General features: G+C 53.5%; 26 protein-coding genes. 15 read left to right on the top strand and 11 right to left on the bottom strand.

Annotated elements, in window-relative coordinates; translation table 11 throughout:
• The first annotated feature begins 11 nt into the window (after positions 1-11).
• From moaD to IE076_RS09355, 3 genes are all read left to right on the top strand, one after another.
• On the top strand, positions 12-263 hold the full coding sequence (gene moaD, locus IE076_RS09365; protein ID WP_189436524.1) for a molybdopterin converting factor subunit 1: 252 nt from the start codon (positions 12-14) through the stop codon (positions 261-263).
• Positions 264-306: 43 nt separating this feature from the next.
• A complete protein-coding gene (locus IE076_RS09360; RefSeq protein WP_189436523.1) occupies positions 307-795 on the top strand; it encodes a molybdenum cofactor biosynthesis protein MoaE in 489 nt (162 codons plus the stop codon).
• 150 nt (positions 796-945) lie between these two features.
• Positions 946-2202 carry a multidrug effflux MFS transporter gene (locus IE076_RS09355; RefSeq protein WP_189436522.1) on the top strand — a complete coding sequence of 419 codons (1257 nt, stop codon included), beginning with the start codon at positions 946-948 and terminating at the stop codon, positions 2200-2202.
• A 65-nt stretch (positions 2203-2267) separates the two neighbouring features.
• On the opposite strand, the gene IE076_RS09350 is transcribed toward IE076_RS09355, so the two are convergent.
• Positions 2268-3167: a branched-chain amino acid aminotransferase gene (locus IE076_RS09350; protein ID WP_189436521.1), complete on the bottom strand. Its 900-nt coding sequence runs from the start codon at positions 3165-3167 to the stop codon at positions 2268-2270.
• Between the two features lie 313 nt (positions 3168-3480).
• Here IE076_RS09350 and IE076_RS09345 point away from each other — a divergent pair, with 313 nt between their 5' ends.
• The 3 genes from IE076_RS09345 to IE076_RS09335 are packed head-to-tail and all read left to right on the top strand — an operon-like array spanning position 3481 to position 6093.
• Positions 3481-3957: a MarR family winged helix-turn-helix transcriptional regulator gene (locus IE076_RS09345; RefSeq protein WP_189436520.1), complete on the top strand. Its 477-nt coding sequence runs from the start codon at positions 3481-3483 to the stop codon at positions 3955-3957.
• A 9-nt stretch (positions 3958-3966) separates the two neighbouring features.
• A complete protein-coding gene (locus tag IE076_RS09340; protein ID WP_189436519.1) occupies positions 3967-4668 on the top strand; it encodes a response regulator in 702 nt (233 codons plus the stop codon).
• 42 nt (positions 4669-4710) lie between these two features.
• Entirely contained in the window at positions 4711-6093 is a 1383-nt protein-coding gene (locus IE076_RS09335) for an ATP-binding protein (protein WP_189436518.1), read from the top strand.
• Positions 6094-6566: 473 nt separating this feature from the next.
• On the opposite strand, the gene IE076_RS09330 is transcribed toward IE076_RS09335, so the two are convergent.
• The 4 genes from IE076_RS09330 to IE076_RS09315 form a co-directional block, all read right to left on the bottom strand.
• Positions 6567-6923 carry a tRNA-binding protein gene (locus IE076_RS09330; RefSeq protein ID WP_189436517.1) on the bottom strand — a complete coding sequence of 119 codons (357 nt, stop codon included), beginning with the start codon at positions 6921-6923 and terminating at the stop codon, positions 6567-6569.
• Between the two features lie 18 nt (positions 6924-6941).
• On the bottom strand, positions 6942-7634 hold the full coding sequence (locus tag IE076_RS09325) for a TetR family transcriptional regulator (protein WP_189436516.1): 693 nt from the start codon (positions 7632-7634) through the stop codon (positions 6942-6944).
• Positions 7635-7915: 281 nt separating this feature from the next.
• Entirely contained in the window at positions 7916-8416 is a 501-nt protein-coding gene (locus IE076_RS09320) for a type III secretion system chaperone family protein (protein ID WP_189436515.1), read from the bottom strand.
• Positions 8417-8696: 280 nt separating this feature from the next.
• Positions 8697-8981 carry an accessory factor UbiK family protein gene (locus IE076_RS09315; RefSeq protein ID WP_189436514.1) on the bottom strand — a complete coding sequence of 95 codons (285 nt, stop codon included), beginning with the start codon at positions 8979-8981 and terminating at the stop codon, positions 8697-8699.
• A 204-nt stretch (positions 8982-9185) separates the two neighbouring features.
• On the opposite strand from IE076_RS09315, the gene lgt reads away from it, so the two are divergent.
• The 9 genes from lgt to ychF all read left to right on the top strand — a co-directional run bounded on the left by lgt (position 9186) and on the right by ychF (position 17732).
• The gene (gene lgt / locus IE076_RS09310; RefSeq protein ID WP_189436513.1) at positions 9186-10022 is read left to right on the top strand and encodes a prolipoprotein diacylglyceryl transferase; all 837 of its coding nucleotides are present in this window, start codon (positions 9186-9188) and stop codon (positions 10020-10022) included.
• Positions 10019-11110, top strand: coding sequence for a class I SAM-dependent methyltransferase (locus tag IE076_RS09305; RefSeq protein ID WP_189436512.1), 1092 nt, complete (start codon positions 10019-10021; stop codon positions 11108-11110). The genes lgt and IE076_RS09305 overlap by 4 nt, the downstream gene beginning before the upstream one ends.
• 24 nt (positions 11111-11134) lie before the next feature.
• Entirely contained in the window at positions 11135-11902 is a 768-nt protein-coding gene (gene pgeF, locus IE076_RS09300) for a peptidoglycan editing factor PgeF (protein WP_189436511.1), read from the top strand.
• A 71-nt stretch (positions 11903-11973) separates the two neighbouring features.
• Positions 11974-13134, top strand: a complete 1161-nt coding sequence (locus IE076_RS09295) for a M24 family metallopeptidase (protein WP_189436510.1) — start codon at positions 11974-11976, stop codon at positions 13132-13134.
• A gap of 76 nt (positions 13135-13210) precedes the next feature.
• A complete protein-coding gene (locus IE076_RS09290) occupies positions 13211-13714 on the top strand; it encodes a hypothetical protein (protein WP_189436509.1) in 504 nt (167 codons plus the stop codon).
• A gap of 235 nt (positions 13715-13949) precedes the next feature.
• On the top strand, positions 13950-14882 hold the full coding sequence (locus IE076_RS09285; RefSeq protein ID WP_189436508.1) for a ribose-phosphate pyrophosphokinase: 933 nt from the start codon (positions 13950-13952) through the stop codon (positions 14880-14882).
• A gap of 316 nt (positions 14883-15198) precedes the next feature.
• Positions 15199-15834, top strand: a complete 636-nt coding sequence (locus IE076_RS09280; RefSeq protein ID WP_189436507.1) for a 50S ribosomal protein L25/general stress protein Ctc — start codon at positions 15199-15201, stop codon at positions 15832-15834.
• Positions 15835-15866: 32 nt separating this feature from the next.
• Positions 15867-16631 carry an aminoacyl-tRNA hydrolase gene (gene pth, locus IE076_RS09275; RefSeq protein ID WP_189436506.1) on the top strand — a complete coding sequence of 255 codons (765 nt, stop codon included), beginning with the start codon at positions 15867-15869 and terminating at the stop codon, positions 16629-16631.
• A complete protein-coding gene (gene ychF, locus IE076_RS09270) occupies positions 16632-17732 on the top strand; it encodes a redox-regulated ATPase YchF (protein ID WP_189436505.1) in 1101 nt (366 codons plus the stop codon). It begins immediately after the preceding gene.
• A gap of 75 nt (positions 17733-17807) precedes the next feature.
• On the opposite strand, the gene IE076_RS09265 is transcribed toward ychF, so the two are convergent.
• The 6 genes from IE076_RS09265 to IE076_RS09240 form a co-directional block, all read right to left on the bottom strand.
• Positions 17808-18617 carry a DeoR/GlpR family DNA-binding transcription regulator gene (locus IE076_RS09265; RefSeq protein WP_209008995.1) on the bottom strand — a complete coding sequence of 270 codons (810 nt, stop codon included), beginning with the start codon at positions 18615-18617 and terminating at the stop codon, positions 17808-17810.
• 111 nt (positions 18618-18728) lie between these two features.
• Positions 18729-19523, bottom strand: a complete 795-nt coding sequence (locus IE076_RS09260; protein ID WP_209008994.1) for a DeoR/GlpR family DNA-binding transcription regulator — start codon at positions 19521-19523, stop codon at positions 18729-18731.
• 69 nt (positions 19524-19592) lie between these two features.
• On the bottom strand, positions 19593-20087 hold the full coding sequence (locus tag IE076_RS09255; protein ID WP_189436504.1) for a GNAT family N-acetyltransferase: 495 nt from the start codon (positions 20085-20087) through the stop codon (positions 19593-19595).
• Positions 20062-20781: a 5,6-dimethylbenzimidazole synthase gene (bluB, locus tag IE076_RS09250; RefSeq protein ID WP_189436503.1), complete on the bottom strand. Its 720-nt coding sequence runs from the start codon at positions 20779-20781 to the stop codon at positions 20062-20064. Before bluB ends, IE076_RS09255 begins: the two co-directional genes overlap by 26 nt.
• Positions 20778-21332, bottom strand: a complete 555-nt coding sequence (locus tag IE076_RS09245) for an adenine phosphoribosyltransferase (RefSeq protein WP_189436502.1) — start codon at positions 21330-21332, stop codon at positions 20778-20780. The genes bluB and IE076_RS09245 overlap by 4 nt, the downstream gene beginning before the upstream one ends.
• 83 nt (positions 21333-21415) lie before the next feature.
• Positions 21416-22288 (bottom strand): S-methyl-5'-thioadenosine phosphorylase, encoded by an 873-nt coding sequence (locus tag IE076_RS09240; RefSeq protein ID WP_189436501.1) that lies wholly within the window; start codon positions 22286-22288, stop codon positions 21416-21418.
• Between the last annotated feature and the right edge of the window lie 75 nt (positions 22289-22363).

The raw sequence follows: 22363 nt of genomic DNA, 5'->3' as shown, positions 1-22363 counted from the left end.
GGCCTGATCCTATGAAAATTCGTTATTTTGCCTGGCTGCGTGAGCGCACTGGAACCTCCGAGGAAACCATTGAGCTTCCCGAAGGCGTCAAAACAACTGGCGATTTGATGAGCTGGCTCGCAGCCCGCGATGAAGGCTACGCCTTTGCCTTCGAGCAACCGGAAACCATCCGCATAGCGGTCAATCAGGAACACGTGGAAGAAGATCACGTTTTGTCCGGAACCGAAGAAGTCGCATTCTTCCCGCCCATGACAGGCGGTTGAGGAAGATCTAAGCTCCCAGCATTAATAAAAACCTGCGAGTACCATGTCAAAGACCAGCACCACAGACTTCACAGTTCGCGTACAGGCCGAAGATTTCGATGTTCTGGCAGAAACCGAAATTCTCACCAAGGGCCGTAAGGATGTAGGCGCCATTGTCACCTTCACCGGCTTGTGCCGCGACGAAGGCGGCGCACTGGAAGCTCTGGAGCTGGAACACTATCCGGGCATGGCCGAGGCGCAGATCTCAAAGTTTGCGCAGCAGGCTGTCGAGCGCTGGCCCCTCACCGGTCTCACTATCATTCACCGCTTCGGCAAAATCCCTCCAGGCGACAATATCGTGCTCGTCATCGCCACCAGCCCACACCGCCGTGCTGCATTTGAAGCTGCTGACTTCCTGATGGACTTCCTGAAAACCAAGGCACCGTTCTGGAAGAAAGAACACCTCAGGGAGGCATCCGAGGGCACCTGGGTCGAAGCCAAAGCAGCAGATGATGCTGACGCGGCGCGCTGGGACGCACCAAAAACCAAATAACCTCCACCTCTTGTTAATATGCATTGCGCAAGGATGAAGTCACACTTTGCTTGACATCCCTGTGCTTGCTGGTTCAAATAGAAACTCATTTATTTAATTTGGTCGTAAATTCGACCTCTTACCCTTTTGCACCCAACAAACAGGTCTCTGATGTCTGCAGTCTCTAATCTGCGGCATGAGCGAGCACCTCATCCTGGGCTTTCCTTATGGGAAATTGTCAGCCTTATTGCAGCGCTTATGGCGCTGAATGCGGTTGCGACATCAATGATGCTCCCGGCTCTTCCAGCCATGAGCGCAGCATTGTCTGTCCCCGACAATGATCGCCAATTGGTGATCACTGCCTACATGATTGGTCTTGCTTGTGCTTCTCTCTTTTTCGGCCCGCTCTCCGATACGATCGGGCGCAGAACCACACTGTTGATCGGCCTCAGCCTCTACATCATTGGCGGAGTGTACTCGACCTTTGCGATGAGCTACGAGCACATGCTTGCAGCACGGGCGCTTCAGGGCGTGGGCGCTGCTGCGCCCCGTGTCGCCTCCATTTCCATGGTCCGCGACTGGTATAGCGGTCGCCAGATGGGCAAGGTCATGTCGCTCGTCATGGTCGCCTTCCAGATTGCACCGGTGATTGCACCATTCCTCGGGCAGATGGTCCTGTGGGTCGCGCCATGGCAGGGTGTGTTTGCGGCTCTGACCCTGTTCGGCGTTCTTCTGCTCTTCTGGTGCTTCACCCGTCTTCCGGAAAGTCTGGACCCAGTGAACCAGCGTCCATTGGAAGTTCGGTCCATACTCAGTGCCTACCGGCTCGCTCTGACCACCCGCGTCACCGTCGGCTACATGATGGCGATGACGTTCATTTTCGCCTGCCTGTTCGCCTTCATCAATTCCGCGCAGCAGGTCTTCATGGAGCGGTTTGAACTCACAGACCTGTTCCCAATCGTGTTCGCGGCGATCTCCGTTGCCATGGCCCTGTCTTCATACCTCAACTCACAGATGGTGGAGAAGCACGGCTTGCGGCGAATGTCACACATGGCGTTGCTTGGCTTCACCGCCACGACCATACTCATGGCTGCAATTGCCTATAGCGGCGAGCTAACTCTAGTCGTGTTCATCGCAATTCAATCACTGGCGATGTTCTTCTTCGGCTTTATTGGACCAAACTTCAACACCATGGCAATGGAACCGTTAGGACGTGTTGCCGGTGCAGGTTCTGCAATGATTGGCTTCATCACCACGCTGATCGGCGCTCTGCTCGGCGCTGGGATCGGGAAGTTGTATGACGGGACCGAACTACCACTGGTCTACGGCATTGCGCTCTTTGCAATCCTTGGCTTGATCTGCGTGCTGATAACCGAAAACGGAAAACTCTTCAAACCGCAGCACGAGCACGAGCTCGCGACAAAATAACCAGACAAGAAAGCCCGCTACTCAGCCAGAGCAGCGGGCTTTAAATTCTTTATGTGACTAGAAGATTAGCTCGCAATAAGCATCTTTTCAGCAGAAGGCTGTACAGCCGCCATGTAATCCTCAATCATCAGCTTGCAGATATTTCCCGGAGCAAAGCTGTATGGTCCGATTTCTGAAACCGGTGTGACCTCAGCAGCTGAACCGGTCAGGAAGCACTCTTCAAAGACTTCCATCTCCTCAGGCATGATCCGTCGTTCAATAACTTCGATACCGCGAGCCCGCGCCAGATCAATCACTGTGCGCCGCGTGATGCCATCAAGGAAGCAATCGGCAAGTGGTGTATGGATCGCGCCATCTTGTACGAAGAACACATTCGCACTCGTTGCCTCGGCAATACGGCCCTGCCAGTCAAGCATCAGTGCATCGGAGTACCCTTTCGCCTCTGCTGCGTGCTTGGAAATTGTGCAGATCATGTAAAGGCCCGCTGCCTTGGACTTGAACGGCGCAGTGCTCGGATCAGGACGACGGTATTCCGCCATGTCCATACGAATGCCTTTCAGACGCTCTTCAGGAGAGTAGTAACTTGGCCAGTCCCAGGCTGCAATCGCCAGGTGGATCGTATTAGCCTGGGCAGAAACACCCATCATCTCACTACCACGCCATGCGACCGGACGCAGGTAAGCATCTTTCAGATTGTTCTCAACGAGCATTTGCCTACAGGCATCGTTGATCTGCTCGTCACTCCAGGGAATGGTGAAACCCAGAACTTCCGCAGATTCATGCAGACGCTTGGTGTGCTCTTCCAGCTTGAAGATCTCACCGCCATATGCACGTTGCCCTTCGAACACACTGCTTCCGTAGTGTAGACCGTGGGTTAGCACGTGCATCTTGGCCTCTGACCACGGAACGATTTTTCCATCCAACCAGATTGAGCCTTCCAGTTGATCAAAGGATATACCCGCCATCACTCTTCTCCATATGGCGAACAATTCACGGTGCAGGCAAGGTAAGACCTTGCCAGTCAAGGTGTGTTCTAGCTAAATCAAAGGGTTCCTGGAGGGCAGTGAATCCGAGCAGTCTGACTGCAAGTGATTACAACCTACCCACCACTACAAACCGATGTAGAAATGACTTTTTCAACTATTGCGCGTACGCGACGTGTTGAGTTATTTCCTTTCTTCACCGATGGGCAATTAGTAACTATCAATCCGAAATAAGTCAACATAACTGACGTATTTTTTGTAAGATTAAAAAATAGGCAGTTACCCAGGATAGGAAATGAGCAAAAAAGACATCAATTCACCACGGTTTGACCTCATTGAGCTGTTTTTCTTCGCCTATCGCGATTTTACGGGTGATCCGGATGTGCTTCTCGATGAGCTTGGCTTTGGCCGCGCCCATCACCGTGTGCTTCATTTTGTGCACAGAAACCCCGGAATCAGAGTCTCCGACCTGCTCGATATTTTAAAGATCACGAAACAAAGCTTGGGCCGTGTATTAAAGCAGTTGGTCGACGAAGACTTCATCTGTCAGGAACCAGGAGCATTGGACCGCCGCCAGCGTCTGCTTTATACCACCGAAAAGGGGACGAAATTTTGTGCCCAGCTTTCCAAGCTTCAGACCCAACGTATTAACAAGGCAATTTCACTCATGCCAGATGGCAGTGATGATATTGTTCGCCAGTTTTTATATCTTATGATTGATGAGAATGACCGCAGCGAAGTTGCCCGTCTCATTGGCAAAGAAACAGATTGAGGAGTTACCTTGGCCCGCTCAGCTCTTCCGGATGATGATGCACCTCACATTCTCCTGATTGACGATGACAGCCGTATTCGCGACCTACTACAAAGGTTCCTCGGCGAAAGCGGATTTCGCGTCACCGTCGCAAAAGACGCCGAAGAAGCCCGCCGCAGACTAACCGGTCTCGAGTTCGACCTGCTTATTCTCGACGTCATGATGCCGGGAGAAAGCGGTCTAGAGCTTGCAAAGGACCTGCGCCGTACCAAAGCGGTCCCAATCCTCATGCTCACCGCGCGCTCCGACACCGAAGACCGCATTGAAGGACTGGAAGCCGGCGTAGATGACTACGTATCCAAGCCGTTTGAGCCCCGCGAACTCCTCCTCAGGATTTCGGCTATCCTCCGACGCGGTGGACCGAAACCAAAAATGAAACTTGAGGTCCTCGCATTTGGCCCGTTCCAATACAATTCCGAACGCGGCGAGCTCAAACGCAATGACGAATACGTCCGCCTGACCGATCGCGAAAAGCAAATCCTCAACACTTTCGCGGAAAAGCCCGGCCAGACCGTTGCCCGCACTGATCTGGTCGGCTCCGACGTCTCATTGGGCGAACGCACAATCGACGTACAGGTGAACCGCCTGAGAAGAAAGATTGAGGAAGACCCCGGCAATCCCTTGTACCTGCAGACCGTGCGTGGGATAGGTTATCGGCTTATTACCAATTAACCGCCTCAAAGGCAGCCAGCACGCATCAGCAGCGAGAGGACAATGGGCTTATCAGACCGTTTCAAACTCCCTCAATGGGTCAGAACGCTTTTAACGCCCTACTTCGCGGTGACGAGCTGGCTGCATTATCAGCTCCCCAAGGGCCTGTATGTGCGGGCGCTGCTGATCATCATCATCCCGTTTCTGATCCTGCAATCAGTCCTCGCGTTTGTCTTCATGGAGCGCCACTACGATCTGGTGACGCGCCGCCTGTCAGAAGCTGTTGTCCGTGACATCGCCGCTGTCATCGATATGACCGAGACTTACGCTCACGACGACAACTACGCCATTCTGAAACAGATCAGCGCAAGTGCACTGGGCCTGTCTGTCACCGTCCTTCCCAAGGAACCGCTTCCTCCTTCAAAGCCAAAACCGCTCTTTGATCTGGTGGACCGCTACCTGACCCGCGAGATCGCCGCACGCATCGGCAGGCCATTTTGGATTGATACCATCGGCGCTGCCAAGTATGTCGAGATCCGCATCCAGCTGGAAGACCAGACACTGCGTGTCATTGCCCGCAGAAGCCAGACCTACGCCTCCAACTCCCACATTTTCATCGTCTGGATGATCGCCACATCTCTGGTTCTGATTGTCATAGCAGTCTTGTTCCTCCGCAACCAGATCAGGCCAATTGAACAACTGGCCGACGCCGCTGAGGAGTTCGGCAAAGGTCGGCAAGTCGTCAACTTCCGTCCCCATGGCGCCCGCGAGGTCCGCCGCGCAGCGCTCGCCTTCATCGACATGCGCCGCCGCATCGAGCGCCACGTTGACCAGCGCACCACCATGCTCGCAGGCGTCAGTCATGATCTTCGTACAATCCTGACCCGCTTCCGCCTGCAGCTGGCGCTGCTCTATGACTCCCCTGAAGCCGACGCCCTGCGCAATGATGTCGACGAAATGAACCGGATGTTGGAGGACTACCTCTCCTTTTCCAAGGGGTATGGCGATGAACAGCCCGCCCCCGTTGATATTGCATTGATGCTGGAAGATCTGGAAGTTGAGGCCGAAGTTGTCGGCGCTGACGTTGCCTCCTCCTTTGATGGCGATCCTCTGGTCATCGTCAAAGGCCGCGCGTTCCGCCGTTGCCTGCTCAATGTCATTTCCAACGCTGCCCGCTACAGCAAAACCCTGCGCATCAAGGGCAATCGCACACCAGACTGGCTGATCATCACCGTTGATGATGACGGTCCGGGCATCCCGCGCGAAGAGCGCGAAAACGTCTTCCGCCCCTTCCACAGGCTCGACACCGCCCGCAATCAGGACAGTGGTGGCTCAGGTCTGGGCCTTGCCATTGCAAGAGATATCGTCAGAAGCCACGGCGGTGAGATCTTCCTACGCCAATCCCCACTGGGCGGCCTGCGCGTACGCATTCGTATCCCGATCTAGAGCATTATCTGCACGACGCACGAAGAGCACCACATGGCAAGCCATGCAGTGTTGCACCTGAGTTTCCCGTAAAACGGGACGAGCAAGGCGAGCAGGCAACGCCTGCGCTACTTATTAGATATGTTTCTTCGGCATTGGCTGTCGCCTTGCCCGGGCGTTTTTGCAGGAGGCTATGGCCAAGCTCCAAAAGACGCTTGAAGAAAGAGAACCCGCCTGTTGCAGGTACCTTCCCAGTGTTGACGCCCTTTGGTTTGGCCGCGCATCCGCCCGCCTCAACACTCATGGCGTTTGGGCAACCTCCACGGACCTGCTACAAAATACGTTACCTTTCGCAGTAGCCCCGCCCAGCCTACGACAAACTGACGGACGGTCCGCCAGCAACCCGATACATAGGCATGGGTCTCAGAGTAATCCGTGAAAACGTTAGGGGGATAAGTTTTTCTCCCCCTTTTCTCGAATGAAGCTCTTCAAGCTTAGTGCATGCGTCCGCCGTTGGGCACCTTGCTATCCGGATGCAGCAAGACGATGTCGCCATTTTCATCAGATAGCCCCAGTGTCAGAACCTCCGACATGAACGGTCCGATCTGGCGCGGCGGAAAGTTCACCACCGCGACCACCTGACGGCCAATAAGCGCGTCTGGCGTATAATGCGCAGTGATCTGGGCAGAAGTTTTCTTCACACCGATCTCTGCCCCAAAATCAATCTTAAGCTTATAAGCGGGCTTGCGGGCCTCTGGAAAATCAACGGCCTCAATAATGGTCCCGACCCGCACATCCACATTCAAAAAATCATCAATACTGATTGTTTTCGTATCTTCTGTTTGGTCCATAATCTTCTCTAATCTAAATCAGGGGCTGGCTTCAGCCCCGCCATTTGTAGGTTCAGGCCCCTGAGCCTTCCTATCAGCCGGGCGTGTCGGTTTCTGGCACAAGCGCCCCAGTCCCTCAAGAATTGGTGCGGCGACTTTCTCCACTTTGCAAGCACGCCCCATCCATTTCTCACCTTTTGCCAGCATTTCATCAACCGCAACCATAACCTTTGGATGCCCGGGCGCGTCATCTTCAAGCCATACCCGCACCACACGCTCGTATCCCAAAGCCAGAGCATTGGACATTCCAACACTGCGCAAGCCAAACTCTTCAATCCCTGCGGCCACAAGCATCCACTTCATCGAGCGTGTCACAAGCTTGTGTATGTGCATGGCAAAAGCCGGGTCTTTCGCCGCAGTCCTGCGCAAATTCATGACTGCCTCTCTATGCGGCTCCATAAGATCAAGTCGGCACATAAGAACATCGAAAAGGCGGTCACGTGCCGTCTCATCCATCAGGTCAGGGTCACGTTCCTGAAGAACCTTCTGGTCAATTTCCCGAAAAAACGCTGCGAGCAGATCAAGCTTGCCATTGCAACACGCGCGCACCACCTCAATTTTCACACCAGCGTTATCCGCAATCGCCGCATAGGTGATTTCTTCAATGCGCTGCGTTTTCAGCAGCTCGATGAAACTTTCCACGACTTTCTGATGGGTCTTCTCGGTGGGCATGGCACGCTCCTGTATGACCAACACTGTGTCTACGCATCAACACCTAATCATACACACAGGACCAGCACAGATACAAAGAAAAAGCCTCAGTCTAGTAACCGAGGCTTTACGTCAATATCGAGCAATTTTGGTACCTGCTTACTCAGCACGTTCTGCTGTGCGAAGGGCAGCCGTTGCGGTTGCCTGCTCAGGTGCTACACCCTGTTTCATGCATCCAGCCAGCATGGCACCACTCGTTTAGCCAGCTCCTGCCAGAACCGACGCGCAATCATTCATTAATTTCACGCATCACCGGCAGTTTCAAACATCACTGTTTCCATCGCTTCCTGCGCTGTTTTGCCAGCCCACACGACAAATTGGAATGCCTGATAGTACCGCTCACAGGAATCAAGAGAATTGGAGAAAAGAACCTCGATCTGGGATGGATTGGCTTCCGCGCCACCAGCAAGCAAAAGCGACTGGCGGAAGATGACAACACCTTCCCTCCCCCAGATATCGAAATGCCCCATCCATTGCTGCTCGTTAATCAGAGCAAGCAGGCGCACAATCTCGTCTTTTCTGGGGGCTGGGACTTTCAGGTCAAACGCGCTTGCCATATGCAGCGCCTCCAACTCTTCCATCCATGAAAAGGTAACGTGATAGTCGCACCAAGACCCTGTAACCGAAATGGAAATTTCGTCATCACCGAGACGCTCGAAGGACCAGTCATTTCCGGTCGCGAGGTTTTCGATGGTATCAACCGGATTCAGGGGGCGTTCCGTGCCAAACTCAATTAGGCTCATTTCCGGTCCTCTTTCCGTTTGAGGAATGGTTTTCTACCCACTCCAGACGGAGACGGGTTGAGTGTTCATGGACCAGACACTTACGTGCTCTTTACTAGAAACATGCATTACAAAGGAAGTTCCTAAGAGGAACTATTGATGCGAAACATAGAATCTCTTTTTTGCCAATATACCGATAGACCTGCTCTTTCCCCTATAGGGGGAACCGACAGAACATTGCGAAAATTGTGGACGACTCTCCGCCGCCCACAGCATATTCACATGTAATTTTCGGCCAGAACTACGCTTTGTCTTCAGGCTTAGTGTTTTTATCAAGTGCAGCGAGGCGTTCTTCAGCTGCTTTAAGACGCTCTTCCAGCTTCTCAACTTCATCAAGCGCTTTGATCGCCATGTCTTTGACTGTGTCAAACTCATCGCGGGAAACCAGATCCATATCTGACATGAAACGCTCGATCTGCGCACGGAAGGCGGTTTCCATTTCCCGCTTTGCACCCTGCGCAACACCAGCGGCATCGGTCATCAGCTTTGCAAACTCGTCGAACATGCGATTAGGTGACTGGCTCATGGCGTCCTCTTTAAATTTATATCTCATAAACAAGTATTGGTCTGGCCCGACAGATTCAAGCGCTCAGGTCTGTTTTGCAACCAGAAGCCTAAAGAACCTGTCAGTAAAATGACGAAAGCTTGTGTTGAACACCTGCGATAAACCACTTGACCAATTCCGTCACTTGTCGGAATGCTCGCTCAGTTAATAACAGATAGGTCTCAAATGCCGCTCTTAGCTATACCTTTCCCGATGATTGATCCGGTTCTTATTGAATTCGGCCCACTCGCCATCCGTTGGTATGCTCTGGCATATATAGCCGGAATTCTGCTTGCATGGCGTTACATGGTCGTAACCGTCCGCAACACAGCGCTCTGGAACAAGACCCCTCACCCCACAGCAACAAACATCGACGATTTCGTCATGTGGGCGACACTCGGCATCGTCCTTGGCGGGCGTTTAGGCTACGTCCTGTTTTATAACCTGCCGTATTACCTCGCCAACCCGCTTGAGATTTTCGCGGTTTGGGAAGGTGGCATGGCCTTCCATGGCGGCCTGCTTGGTATGATCGTTGTTTTGATCATCTATTCCAGAGCACGCAACCTGTCCGGCTGGACCATGTTCGATCTGGCAGCTATCGCCGCCCCAATCGGCCTCTTCTTCGGGCGCATCGCCAACTTCATCAACTCCGAGCTCTGGGGGCGCCCAACCGACGTGGCCTGGGCAGTCGTCTTCCCCAATGGTGGACCAGAACCAAGACACCCAAGCCAGCTCTATGAAGCCGCATTGGAAGGAGCCGTTCTGTTCCTCGTGCTACGCTTGCTGTCACACCGCTTCAAACTGCTGCAAAAACCCGGCGTTCTGGCTGGCAGCTTCGCCATCGGCTACGGTCTGGCCCGTTCGTTCGTAGAGCTCTACCGCGTGCCGGATGCCCATATCGGATACCTCTCCGGCTTCCTCACTATGGGCATGCTCCTGAGCCTGCCAATGGTCCTTATCGGAGCAGCAATCATAGTCTGGGCCCTGAAAAGAAATCCGGAAGAGAATAAAGCAGCCAAATGACCAGTTCCGCGTCCACGCCCCTTCAGGAGAAAATCAAAAAGCGGATTGTGGATCATGGTCCCATGTCCGTAGCCGAATATATGAGCATGTGCCTGTCTGATCCCGAGCACGGCTACTACATGCGCCAACAACCCTTCGGCACCAAGGGCGACTTCACCACCGCACCCGAAATCTCGCAGCTGTTTGGCGAGCTGATCGGTGCATGGTTCGTGCATCAATATCTCTCGCAAGATCTCAAAGGTCCGGTTCACCTGGTCGAAATGGGTCCAGGCCGCGGCACTTTAATGAAAGACATTTTGCGTGTGGTCTCACTGCGCCCGCAAATGCTCGCCAACCTGCAGATCCATCTGGCAGAAACCAGCCCGTCCCTGCGCAAGGCACAACGCAAGCTGCTCAAGGCCTACACAATCAAGTGGCACGACACACTGGAGACCATCCCGGAAGGTCCAACCCTGCTCGTCGCCAACGAACTGTTTGACACCCTCCCGATCCACCAGTACCAGCTGACGGAACAAGGATGGCGTGAAAGATGTGTCGGACTGGATAACGAAGACAACCTCACCTTCGGCATCGGCGCCGGCACGCTATCTCCGGCAGATGTAGCCAAAGCAAACCTGCAGGCCAAAATGGGCGATACACTGGAACTGTCTCCCGCCTCCAACGCAATTGCCAAACAGATCGGCCAGCGCATCCGCAAAAACGGCGGCGCAGCGCTGCTGATTGATTACGGCTACGCCAAAACCGCCACTGGCGATACCTTTCAGGCCCTCAAAAAGCACGAATACGTCTCAACGCTGGACCATTGCGGCGAAGCGGATCTCACCGCCCACGTCAACTTTCAGGCCCTCGCCAACGCAGCACTAACAGAAGGCGCTAAGCCGCACGGCCCGATCGGTCAGGGCCAGTTCCTGCTCGGCCTCGGCCTGCTGGAGCGCGCCGGCCAGCTCGGTGCAGGTAAATCCACCCTTGATCAGGACCAGATCCGCAAAGACGTGGAACGCCTTGCCGCCGATGACCAGATGGGCGCACTCTTCAAGGTCCTTTGCATCACCAACACCTCTGAAAAACCAATTCCATTTCAACAGTGAACCCACCAATTGCGGGAGAAGCCAATGATTAAAGTGCCTGAGCTTGAAGCAATGCAACACATTGCCCATGGCTTCTTCACCCGCGAAGGTGGCGTTTCCTCAGGCATTTACAAAGGCCTGAACGTGGGAATCGGCTCCAACGACACCCGAGAAGACGTGCTCGAAAACCGCCGCCGCGTTGCCAGCAGCATGGGCACCACACCTGAGCAACTGGTAACCCTCTACCAGATCCACTCCGCCAAAGTCCTGAGCGTGTCCCGCCCCTTCACCCAGGAAGATGACAAACGCGCCGATGCGGTTGTGACCAACACCCCCGGCCTTGCCATCGGCATTCTGACAGCCGACTGCGGTCCGATCCTGTTTGCCGATCCTGACAACGGCGTCATTGGTGCAGCCCACTCCGGTTGGAAAGGCGCCATGGACGGCATCTTGCCCAACACAGTCGAAGCCATGCAGAAACTGGGGGCAGATCCTGCAAATATTACCGCTGTCATGGGCCCAATGATCTCACAAAACGCCTACGAGGTCGGCCCGGAGTTCACCCACCGTTTTCTGGAGCGTTCGCAAGACAATCAGCGCTTCTTCGTTCCCTCCCCAAAACCCGAGCACAGCATGTTCGACCTGCCTGCCTTCATTAAAGCGCAGCTGGACAAACTCGGCCTGAAAAACATCATTGACCTTGAACTGTGCACCTATGCAGATGAGGATAGGTTCTTCTCCTACCGCAGAACCACCCATAACAATGAACCAGATTACGGACGCCAAATATCAACTATCATGTTGACCGGCTGATTGTGCTTGCCAACAAGCAAGAGTAAGTTCTGTTTGAGATTGCACTGCAAACTATGGATTGGGAGAACACCATGGCCCTGCACTTTTCACCGGAAGAATTTGCTGAGCGCCGTGCTGCTCTGGATGCCAAACTCAAAGAGCGCCATCTGGATTGCTTGCTGATTTTTGCGCAAGAAAGCATGTATTGGCTGACCGGTTTCGACACCTTTGGCTATTGCTTCTTCCAGTGCCTGATCTATCGCCCCGGCGAAGAACCCATTCTCCTCACCCGCTCTGCCGATCTCAGACAAGCCCGCAACACCTCCAATCTAAAAGACATCCGCCTCTGGATGGACGTGGCAGGCAGGTCGCCTGTTGGGCAGGTCAAAGAGCTGCTATTTGATCTGGACCTTTTAGGAACCCGCATCGGCGTTGAGTACGACACCCACGGCCTCACTGCTGCCAATGGCCGCCTGCTGGACGAATCGCTCCACTCCTTCGCCAACGTCAGCGATGCTTCTGACATCGTGAAAGCACTGCGTCAGGTCAAGTCTCCCCAGGAGCTGGAGTATGTCAGAACAGCTGGCAAGCTGGCCGACGAGGCCTTCCTCGCTGCAATGGAAGAAATCAAACCCGGAGCCAACGAGGGCCACATTCTGGCAAAGATGCAAAGTACCATCTTTGAAGGTGGGGGAGATTATCCGGCCAATGAATTTGTAATCGGGTCTGGCCCTGATGCGCTGCTCTGCCGCTACAAATCCGGTCGCAGAACGCTCTCCGAGAATGATCAGCTCACACTGGAATGGGCAGGCGTTTACCGCCATTACCATGCCGCCTCCATCCGCACCATCATTTTGGGCGAGCCAACACCACGGCATCTTGAGTTGCACCGGGCTGCAAAAGACGCGCTGCTGGCCGTGGAGCAAGCCATGCTGCCGGGCAATACTTTTGGGGATTTATTTGCTGCCCATGCCAACGTTTTGGATGACCGGGGCCTGATGCCACACCGCCTGAACGCCTGCGGATATTCCCTTGGTGCACGCTTCACACCAAGCTGGATGGAGGCTCCATACATGGCATTTAAAGAAAATGCACATGAAATTCAGGAAAACATGGTACTGTTCATGCACATGATGATCATGGATTCTGACAGCGAAACCGCGATGACTTTGGGCCAAACGTACATCACACATGCAGATGGCCCTGAAACATTATCACAGCTTTCTCTCGACCTCCCTGTGAAGGCGGGCTAAAGACTGGCATAATTGAACTTTACGAATCTATTGGGGCACCCCACGCTGATTCTCTACGTGGACGTTAAGGACTGACATGCTGAAGCTCGTACTTCTACCTCGGGTATTAATCATTGCCGTTGCGGCAATTCTTGCAGGCTGTTCGGCAAACCCCATTCCCCCTTCCAGCATCGGGGACATGATCGAAAATAAGTCAGCCCCTCCAGCCGTCGCTCCGGACAGAGCAACTTTTGCGTTTGAGCAGCTAACCGGACTACCCGGCAACATTGCCGACGATCTGTTTATGGAGCTTGGAGATCGCACAGTTGCCGCAGATCTTACCCTCGTCAGGCGCGTTGGTGCACCAGCAACTTACCGAGTCAAGGGATTCTTGACCGCTGCAGGCGACCAGTACACCACCACCGTTTTCTACGTATTTGATATAATAGATGAAAGTGGCAACCGGGTTCATCGAATCGATGGCCAGGAGCAAACAGGTGGCAACGCGGGCGATCCTTGGAATTCTGTGACACGTGACGCGCTTCGCAGAATTGCAGGTAGAACTGTTGCATCAATAAAAGCATGGCTCTACAGCTCATGACCTAGCAAATTCAATGGGATACACGATGATGCGGCTCAGCTTTTGTAAAAAAGCTGAGCCGCAGTGCGTTCTGGCTATTGTCGGCTTACAGCGAGGTTGTTAAAAGGCGCCCCAAGGCGACCTGTCAGGGCGCCTTCTCAGAAGAAGTCGGGTTCCACCAAGGGACGCAAATATCCACCTCACTACCGACCATTGTCGATTGGTGAGACCAAAGCCCAAGAAGGACTTGCGGGTTATGAAAATCGTCGCGGGTAACTCCAATCGCGCGCTGGCCGAGCAAATTTCAAAGTATCTTGATGTGCCATTGGCGAAGTGCCAGGTTCGCCGCTTTGCAGACCAGGAAATTTACGTTGAAATCCAGGAGAACGTGCGCGGTGAAGACGTCTTCGTCATTCAGCCGACAAGCTATCCGGCAAACGACCACCTGATGGAACTGCTCATCATTATTGATGCACTTCGTCGTTCGTCAGCACGTCGTATTACCGCAGTGGTTCCATACTTTGGCTACGCCCGTCAGGATCGTAAGTCGGCGCCACGCACACCAATCTCTGCAAAACTCGTGTCTAACCTGATCACCAACGCTGGCGCGGACCGGGTTCTCACACTTGACCTGCATGCTGCGCAGATTCAGGGCTTCTTCGACATCCCAACCGACAACCTCTACGGCGCGCCTGTGATGACCCGTGACATCAAAGAGTGCTACGACACAACCAACGTCATGGTTGTTTCTCCCGATGTTGGCGGTGTGGTTCGTGCACGCGCACTTGCAAAGCGGATCGAAGCACCTCTGTCCATCGTTGATAAGCGTCGCGACAAGCCTGGTGAATCCGAAGTCATGAACATCATTGGTGATGTGAGCGGATATGACTGTATCCTCGTAGATGACATCGTCGATTCCGGCGGCACTCTATGTAATGCGGCGGAAGCTCTGCTCAATGCTGGCGCAAAATCTGTAACCGCCTACATTACGCACGGCGTCTTATCCGGCGGCGCAGTTGCACGCGTGTCTGCATCCAAGCTGAAGGAACTGGTGATCACCGATTCCATCGAGCCAACGGCTGCTGTGCAGGCGGCACCAAACATCCGCACCATTTCAATCGCCCCTCTGATGGGCGAAGCGATCAATCGCACATCGCAGGAACGCTCTGTTTCCAGCCTGTTCGATTAATCCACCTTAAATACACGAGTTTTGAAAAACCGGGGTCCCCTCCGGTTTTTCTCGTTTTGTGCCTGTTTTGCATCCGCAAAACCGATTTTCAGGCAGGAATACAACACAAGCAGAATCAAACTGCAGAGTCTCTTAAAGTTTTCAGACAAACTGCCTTAAGGCTCCACCGTTGGCCTTGCTCTTTAAGACAAGTTCAGCTATACGAGCCGCGTACGTCGACACCCTTGGAGGAGGCGTGCAAAGTTGGCCGTAGTCGAGCACAGAAAACTGTCGCTCCCGCGGCCTTACTTTTATAATCTAACTAGGAGATTCCACCATGGCAAACAGCTATGAGCTGAAAGCACAGGTGCGTGAACTGGGTGGCAAGGGGGCCGCTCGTGCAGCTCGTCGTGAAGGTCTTGTACCTGCAGTCATCTACGGCGGCAAAAAAGCAGCAGTTTCTATCAGCCTGCCAATCAAAGAAGCAACCATGACCCTTCATAAGGGCGGCTTCCTGTCTCACGTCGGTACAATCGACCTGGACGGCAAAAAAACTTCTGTAATCGCGAAGGACTTCCAGCTGCATCCAGTAAAAGACACGCTGATGCACGTTGATTTCCTGCGCGTTTCTGCAAACGCAACGCTGACAGTTGAAATTCCAGTGAAGTTCCTGAACGAAGAAACTTCCCCAGGTCTGAAGCGCGGCGGTGTTCTCAACGTTGTACGTCACACTGTTGAAATGACTGTTCCAGCAAACGCAATTCCAGAAGCTCTGGAAATCGATCTCGCTGAAGCTGACCTCGGTTCTTCCCAGCACATCTCTGCTGTTGAACTGCCAGCTGGTTGTGCACCAACCATCACAGACCGTGACTTCACCATCTCCACCATCGCAGCTCCTGCAGGCCTGAAAGAAGCCGACGAAGAAGCTGAAGCTTCTGAAGAAGGTGAAGGCGAAGGCGAAGGCGAAGCCTAATTCTTAAGTAATTTGGACGTGGAGCTATTCCCATGAAGCTGTTCGTTGGCCTCGGAAACCCAGGTCCAAAATACGAGAATAATCGTCACAACATCGGGTTCATGGCGGCAGATGAAATTCATCGCCGCCATCGCTCATTCGGCCCGTGGCGGGCCCGCTTTCAGGCTCACGTTTCTGAAGGCAATCTGGAGGGCGAAAAAGTCCTGCTGATGAAGCCAATGACCTTCATGAACGAATCCGGTCGTTCAGTGGGCGAAGCACTCCGTTTCTACAAACTCACCCCGCAAGATGTTGTCGTGCTCTATGATGAGCTGGACTTGCCCCCCGCCAAATTCCGCATGAAAAATGGTGGCGGTCACGGTGGCCACAATGGCCTGCGCTCAATCACAGCACACATCACAGACGCCTACCGCCGCGTACGCCTTGGTATCGGCCATCCGGGCCACAAGGACCGCGTGCATCAGTGGGTTCTGGGTGACTTTGCAAAAGCGGATCAGGAGTGGCTCGAGCCTCTGCTGGAGGCCATCGCAGACAACGCTCTTTTGCTTGCACAACACAACGACAATCAGTTCGCAAACAAAGTTACACTGGCAACACGCCCGGAAGGCTCTGGCAAGCCTTACAAAAAAGAAAGCTCACGCGACGCTGCTGAAAAAAAGAAGCAGGAAACAGCCAAGCCCGAGCCACAGAAAAAGCCAGCCCCAAAAGCAACTGGCTATCTGGACAAAGAAGCAAACAAAAAAGGGCCGCTCGCCTCAGCGCTTGAGCAGCTATTTGGATCGAAAGGACAAAAATAAATGGGTTTTCAGTGCGGCATTGTCGGCTTGCCTAACGTTGGTAAGTCTACCCTCTTTAACGCTCTGACCAAGACAGCAGCGGCGCAGGCAGCAAACTATCCGTTCTGCACCATTGAGCCGAACACAGGTGATGTTGCTGTTCCTGATCCACGACAGTCCAAAATCGCAGCAATCGCCCAGTCCAAGGAAATCATCCCGACACGGCTGACCTTCGTGGACATTGCTGGCCTCGTGCGCGGCGCCTCCAAGGGCGAAGGTCTGGGCAACCAGTTCCTGGCAAACATCCGTGAAGTCGACGCCATTGCACACGTTCTGCGTTGCTTTGAAGACGACGACGTCACCCACGTGGATGGCAAGATCGACCCGATCGCCGATGCCGAAACCGTAGAAACCGAACTTATGGTTTCTGACATGGAAAGCCTCGAAAAGCGCATCGCACCACTCGCCAAGAAAGCCAAGTCCGGCGACAAGGACGCGAAAGCCGCTCTACCGATCATGGAACAGGCTCTGGCAATCCTTCAGGACGGCAAGCCTGTGCGCGCACTCGGCCTGACTGATCCGGAAGAGATCAAGCAGCTCGACATGCTCAACCTGCTCACCTCCAAGCCGGTTCTTTATGTTTGTAACGTAGAAGAAGAATCTGCCGACAAAGGCAACAGCCTCTCCGCCAAGGTTCAGGCCATGGCAGAAGAGCAAGGCGCAGCAACCGTGATCATCTCAGCGGCGATTGAAGCAGAGATCGCACAGCTGGAAGACGAAGAGCAGCGTGAATACATGGCCGACATGGGCCTGGAAGAGCCAGGTCTGGATCGTCTGATCCGCACAGGCTACAACCTGCTGCACCTCATCACCTACTTCACAGCAGGGCCAAAAGAAACCCGCGCTTGGACCGTACCAGTGGGCACCAAAGCACCTCAGGCTGCTGGTGTCATCCACACCGACTTTGAACGCGGCTTCATTCGCGCACAAACCATCGGCTACAACGACTATGTTGAACTAGGCGGTGAAGGTCCGGCAAAAGAAGCCGGTAAAGCACGTGACGAAGGTAAAGAATACGTTGTTCAGGATGGCGACGTGTTGCTCTTCAAGTTCAACGTCTGATCGATCAAGATCACTATAAAACATCAAAGGCGCTCCAAGGGGCGCCTTTTTTATTGAAAAACAGCCGATTAAACCTCAAAGATCCAGCAGCACAATTTCGCTGGAGGCCTCGGCATCCACATCCGCCACGTGGACCTCTTTCAGCCCCTTAGTAATCAGGTTGGCAAGGATGCTCTGCTCAACGCCGCTGTCCACAATCAGCATATCCGCTTGCGCGCAGGTGCCCGCAAAATAACGGCTGGGCACACCAAATTTGCTGGAGTCACAAAGAAACATCGTACGCTTGCAGGAAGCCATGATCGCCTGCGCAAACTTGGCCTCTTCCTCAACGTAGTACATGAGTTCACCGTCCACGGATAAGCCCACAGGGCTGATCACGCCCCAGTCCGCCTCAAGCCCCTCTACAGCCGCCAGAGCAATCGGACCAAGAGAGCCTTGCCCATCAGCGTAAAGATTCCCGCCAACGACGTGAACGTCAGCGGCGGTTTCCGCACCAATGATCATGGAGGCCACAGCATAGGAATTGGTCGAAACCTTAATCTGCTCAACCTGCGCAAGGTGCTGTGCAAGAATGGTCATGGTGCTGCCGGACTCAACAATCGCATGGTCCCCTTTCTTGAAGAAAGAAGCTGCCAGCCGTCCAATTGCATATTTCTCAATGTAATGGGTACGCAGCCTGACCCGATAGGAATCCTGGCTTTGTGGCAACAGATAACAAATGGAATTCTCGAAAAGCTCATAATCCTCGCGCACTGACAATGCCTGCGCCAGCACAGTAAGCTCGTCAAAGCCCATTCCCAGAATATCTGCAGCGGCAGTCAAGGATATGCGCCGGTGGTGCTTCACCAGATTGGCAAGAACATCCACCCTCAAATCATTCATCATCTAAATTGGCCTAGACTCAGGGTTTTGACCCCTATGTAAACAATGTTCCATTTTAGCGAAAATGACTAAGAAATATCAAACGATGCAGCGAGCCCACTTATTTCGGCGCAATTACTCAAAAAAAGTGAATTCGTCCCCATCAGTGTCCTCCAGAACGCCCCGGAAAACACGCGCACTTTTAAGATGATGCTCAATCTCAGAAAACCCGGCTTCCCCGTGGTTCTCGGTAACAAAGACGTCCACACCACGCTCGGTTTGCGCTGAAAACCGGCTGGGAACACCAAACTTGGAACTATCGCACAGCATCATGGTCTTCCGCGCACTTTGCTGCATCATTAAGCTGGTCTGCGCATCAACCTCGTGAAAGTAGCTGGCTCCCTTTTCAATGCATAGGCTGGTCGGGCTCATGATGGTCCAGTCCACTGCCAGATCACGAATACGCGCCAGCGTCTCCTCGCCAAAGAGCGCAGTGGTATGTGTTCCGAGCTTGCCGCCAATCAGTTCAATGCTGAACAGCCCACTGTGATGCCGCACAAGGCTCTCCGCAATCCGCGGACTTGGCGTTGCAATAAAGAGATCTCGTTTTTCTTTGAGGTGATTGATAAAAATCGCAGGCGTACTGCCCGACTCAATCAGCAAACGATCGCCATCCTGAATCAGGCTGGCCGCCAGCTTGCCGATCGCATTCTTCTCTGCAAAACGGGAATGCATGCGCACGCTGATATCGCTCTCGGCCGTTGCTTCCTGAGAGACCAGCACGTTCCCGCGCACACGCAGTATACTGCTGTCTTCCAGATGAGCGACCGAACACAATATGTCGTCGATGGAGCAATCCAGCACATTGGCCAGCAGGGGAAGCGATATGGTTCTATAACGCCGCACCATTTCGATTATGCGGACAATCACAACACACCCCTCAACCGCAATTAGATCAAATATATCCTAGGATTAGCCAACCCAAACTTGCAAGTAAGGCTAGGACCGATTTGCAGTGATATCCCGGCCAAAGATCACTTCGTCGCGCAGTGGAATACCGTTCAGACCTGTAACCGGAATCTCAGGGTTTAACTTACGCTCCTCGTCAATGACGCCCTGCACCACTTTTTCTAAGTGAAAACCACGCCTTTGATAGAACCGGAAGGCATCCAGATTATCATTGGACGTGCGCACCATAATGCGGCCAATCTCCGCATGGCGTGCAGCATCTACAGCTGCATCCAGCAACAGGGTGCCAATACCACCCCATCTTTGCAATGAATCGAGCGTAAGGATCTCCCATTCGCTCTCACGCTTGATCAGTGTAATCATCCCGACCAGACGACCTTCATTCAAAGCCAGATAGCCCGGCAACTTGGAGGCATCCACCACTTCCCCGTCCAGCAATTGTTCGGGGCTGGTCCAGCGGTTCACAAGCAGCTCAACAACCTGCTCTCGATCTTCAGGCTCAATTGCCCTTATTTGGATTGACACGAAGCGACTCCTGTTCGGCATCTGGCCTAACTAGATCAGTATCTTTTAACATTCGCAATTCAGTAGCAGTACGCGCCTGCCAGCCTGTGCGCTCTAACTCGGGCATTTCATTATTCTCAAGCGGGTATCCGACGCAAAGATAGGCAACAAACCGCCAGCCGTCAGGCACCCCAAACACCTGCCCCATACTGTCGGGGTCCAGAATGGAAACCCAGCCAACACCAATGCCTTTCGCTCTGGCAGCAAGCCAGAGGCAGTTGATCGCACTCACACAGGAATAAGCAAGCGTTTCCGGCATGGTCTGACGTCCCAGCCCCGCACCCTGTTCAGGATCAGCCTCGCAAAACACGGCAAATTGCAGTGGCGCGTCCATCAGCCCTTGAAGCTTGAGCTTGGCATAGCTCTCGGCGCGCTCACCCTTGTAGCCCTTCAGGGCCTCTGCATTGGCATGTTGGAAGTTGCGATAGACGGCCTCTCTGTTTTCAGATCGGCACACCTCAATAAAGCGCCATGGCTGACTATTACCGACGCTTGGGGCAAGGTCAGTCAATCGCAAAAGTTCATCAATAATTTCGCGATCAATCAGGTCTTGCTTGAAATGGCGTACATCTCGGCGCCATTTCAAAAGCAATTCGAAATCTTGATTGAAGGCCTCAGAAAACTGTGGCCCGTTCTCTACAACAGAGTCATTCAATGACCAGGAAACTCCACCAGGGTTCTTACCGGAATATCCAGAGCTTCCAGTTTTGCACGTCCCTGCAGTTCTGGCAAATCCACAATAAAGCACGCAGCAACAATATCTGCACCGACACTTCTCAGCAATTTGACAGCAGCTTCCGCAGTGCCACCAGTCGCAATTAGATCATCAACCAGAATAACCTTCTCACCCGGCTTGATGGCATCTTTGTGGATCTCGATAGTATCGGTACCGTACTCAAGATCGTAGTCCTGCTCGATGGTCTCAAACGGCAACTTGCCCTTTTTACGAACCGGCAAAAATCCGGCAGACAGCTGGTGTGCTACAGCACCACCCAGAATAAAGCCACGCGCCTCAATACCGGCCACCTGCGCTATCTTGGACCCGGCCCACGGCTGCACCAACGCATCAACAGCACGGCGGAACGCGCGCGGATCACTCAGGAGAGTAGTGATATCCCGAAACAGAATGCCTTCCTTCGGATGGTCCGGGATGGTCCGAATGGACGCAATCAGCTCCTCTGAGATTGTGTTGAGTGTGTCAGTCATGGTTGTTTCCGCGTTTCTTTATTAAATTTTGATCTACTTGAGGCGCTGCAGCCAGAGCCTCGATTAGGTATTCTGATAGTCGGTTATTTGTTCAGCACACGCCCGGCAACAGCATCCAGCTTGGCAAGCAGCGCCGGATCTCGTTTGTCTTCTGCGGTGACAATCGCAAAATCAAGGGCCGTGTTGGACCCGGTCGGACATTGCTGGTGTTCTCTCGGCAGCTTTCTGGCAATTGCACGCACCAACCTGTGAGCGCTTTCAACATTTTCGTGTAGCACCTTCAGGATCGCATTGATATCGACGTTTCCATGATCAGGATGCCAGCTATCGTAATCTGTGACCGTTGCCACTGTTGCGTAACTCAGCTCCGCCTCACGCGCCAGCTTGGCTTCAGGCATGTTGGTCATTCCGATGACATCACAGCCCCAGGAACGGTAGAGGTTACTCTCTGCCAGTGAGGAGAACTGTGGCCCTTCCATAGCCAGATAAGTACCACCGCGGCTATACGTAAGGCCCTCTTCTTGACAAGCGCCTTCAACTACATCCACCAGCAACGGCGATACCGGATCAGCTACGGAAACGTGTGCCACACAGCCCGTCCCAAAGAAACTCTTTTCACGTGCAAACGTCCGGTCGATGAACTGATCAACCAGCACAAACGTGCCCGGTGCATACTCTTCCTTCAGGGAGCCACAGGCGCTGATCGAAATCAGATCCGTGACACCGGCCCGCTTCAGCACATCGATATTTGCCCGATAATTAATCTCGCTTGGAGAGTGCACATGGCCCCGGCCATGACGCGGCAGAAAGACAACCTTAAGGCCATCAATCTCGCCAATGCAGACATCATCGCTCGGTTCGCCCCAGGGACTCTTGATTGCCTCCCAGCGGGCCTTTTCAAACCCGGGGATATTATAGAGCCCGGAACCACCAATAATACCTAGAACCGCCTGCATCCTGCTCTCCTTAAGAAATCGGTCTCGGCGCAACCCTATCAGATTCAGTCGGGGAAAGTTGGCGGTATATCAAAT

This window comes from Pseudovibrio japonicus (assembly GCF_014651595.1).
GTDB classification, from domain to species: domain Bacteria; phylum Pseudomonadota; class Alphaproteobacteria; order Rhizobiales; family Stappiaceae; genus Pseudovibrio; species Pseudovibrio japonicus.
Note: the sequence above shows the minus strand (reverse complement) of the source record. Positions and strands in the feature narration are given on the sequence as shown.

What these genes read in the sequence shown, in the direction of transcription:
- moaD (WP_189436524.1), top strand. Translation starts at nt 12, where the DNA reads ATGAAAATTCGTTATTTTGCCTGGCTGCGTGAGCGCACTGGAACCTCC.
- IE076_RS09360 (WP_189436523.1), top strand. Translation starts at nt 307, where the DNA reads ATGTCAAAGACCAGCACCACAGACTTCACAGTTCGCGTACAGGCCGAA.
- IE076_RS09355 (WP_189436522.1), top strand. Translation starts at nt 946, where the DNA reads ATGTCTGCAGTCTCTAATCTGCGGCATGAGCGAGCACCTCATCCTGGG.
- IE076_RS09350 (WP_189436521.1), bottom strand. Translation starts at nt 3,167, where the DNA reads ATGGCGGGTATATCCTTTGATCAACTGGAAGGCTCAATCTGGTTGGAT.
- IE076_RS09345 (WP_189436520.1), top strand. Translation starts at nt 3,481, where the DNA reads ATGAGCAAAAAAGACATCAATTCACCACGGTTTGACCTCATTGAGCTG.
- IE076_RS09335 (WP_189436518.1), top strand. Translation starts at nt 4,711, where the DNA reads ATGGGCTTATCAGACCGTTTCAAACTCCCTCAATGGGTCAGAACGCTT.
- IE076_RS09330 (WP_189436517.1), bottom strand. Translation starts at nt 6,923, where the DNA reads ATGGACCAAACAGAAGATACGAAAACAATCAGTATTGATGATTTTTTG.
- IE076_RS09325 (WP_189436516.1), bottom strand. Translation starts at nt 7,634, where the DNA reads ATGCCCACCGAGAAGACCCATCAGAAAGTCGTGGAAAGTTTCATCGAG.
- IE076_RS09320 (WP_189436515.1), bottom strand. Translation starts at nt 8,416, where the DNA reads ATGAGCCTAATTGAGTTTGGCACGGAACGCCCCCTGAATCCGGTTGAT.
- IE076_RS09315 (WP_189436514.1), bottom strand. Translation starts at nt 8,981, where the DNA reads ATGAGCCAGTCACCTAATCGCATGTTCGACGAGTTTGCAAAGCTGATG.
- lgt (WP_189436513.1), top strand. Translation starts at nt 9,186, where the DNA reads ATGCCGCTCTTAGCTATACCTTTCCCGATGATTGATCCGGTTCTTATT.
- IE076_RS09305 (WP_189436512.1), top strand. Translation starts at nt 10,019, where the DNA reads ATGACCAGTTCCGCGTCCACGCCCCTTCAGGAGAAAATCAAAAAGCGG.
- pgeF (WP_189436511.1), top strand. Translation starts at nt 11,135, where the DNA reads ATGATTAAAGTGCCTGAGCTTGAAGCAATGCAACACATTGCCCATGGC.
- IE076_RS09295 (WP_189436510.1), top strand. Translation starts at nt 11,974, where the DNA reads ATGGCCCTGCACTTTTCACCGGAAGAATTTGCTGAGCGCCGTGCTGCT.
- IE076_RS09290 (WP_189436509.1), top strand. Translation starts at nt 13,211, where the DNA reads ATGCTGAAGCTCGTACTTCTACCTCGGGTATTAATCATTGCCGTTGCG.
- IE076_RS09285 (WP_189436508.1), top strand. Translation starts at nt 13,950, where the DNA reads ATGAAAATCGTCGCGGGTAACTCCAATCGCGCGCTGGCCGAGCAAATT.
- IE076_RS09280 (WP_189436507.1), top strand. Translation starts at nt 15,199, where the DNA reads ATGGCAAACAGCTATGAGCTGAAAGCACAGGTGCGTGAACTGGGTGGC.
- pth (WP_189436506.1), top strand. Translation starts at nt 15,867, where the DNA reads ATGAAGCTGTTCGTTGGCCTCGGAAACCCAGGTCCAAAATACGAGAAT.
- ychF (WP_189436505.1), top strand. Translation starts at nt 16,632, where the DNA reads ATGGGTTTTCAGTGCGGCATTGTCGGCTTGCCTAACGTTGGTAAGTCT.
- IE076_RS09265 (WP_209008995.1), bottom strand. Translation starts at nt 18,617, where the DNA reads ATGATGAATGATTTGAGGGTGGATGTTCTTGCCAATCTGGTGAAGCAC.
- IE076_RS09245 (WP_189436502.1), bottom strand. Translation starts at nt 21,332, where the DNA reads ATGACTGACACACTCAACACAATCTCAGAGGAGCTGATTGCGTCCATT.
- IE076_RS09240 (WP_189436501.1), bottom strand. Translation starts at nt 22,288, where the DNA reads ATGCAGGCGGTTCTAGGTATTATTGGTGGTTCCGGGCTCTATAATATC.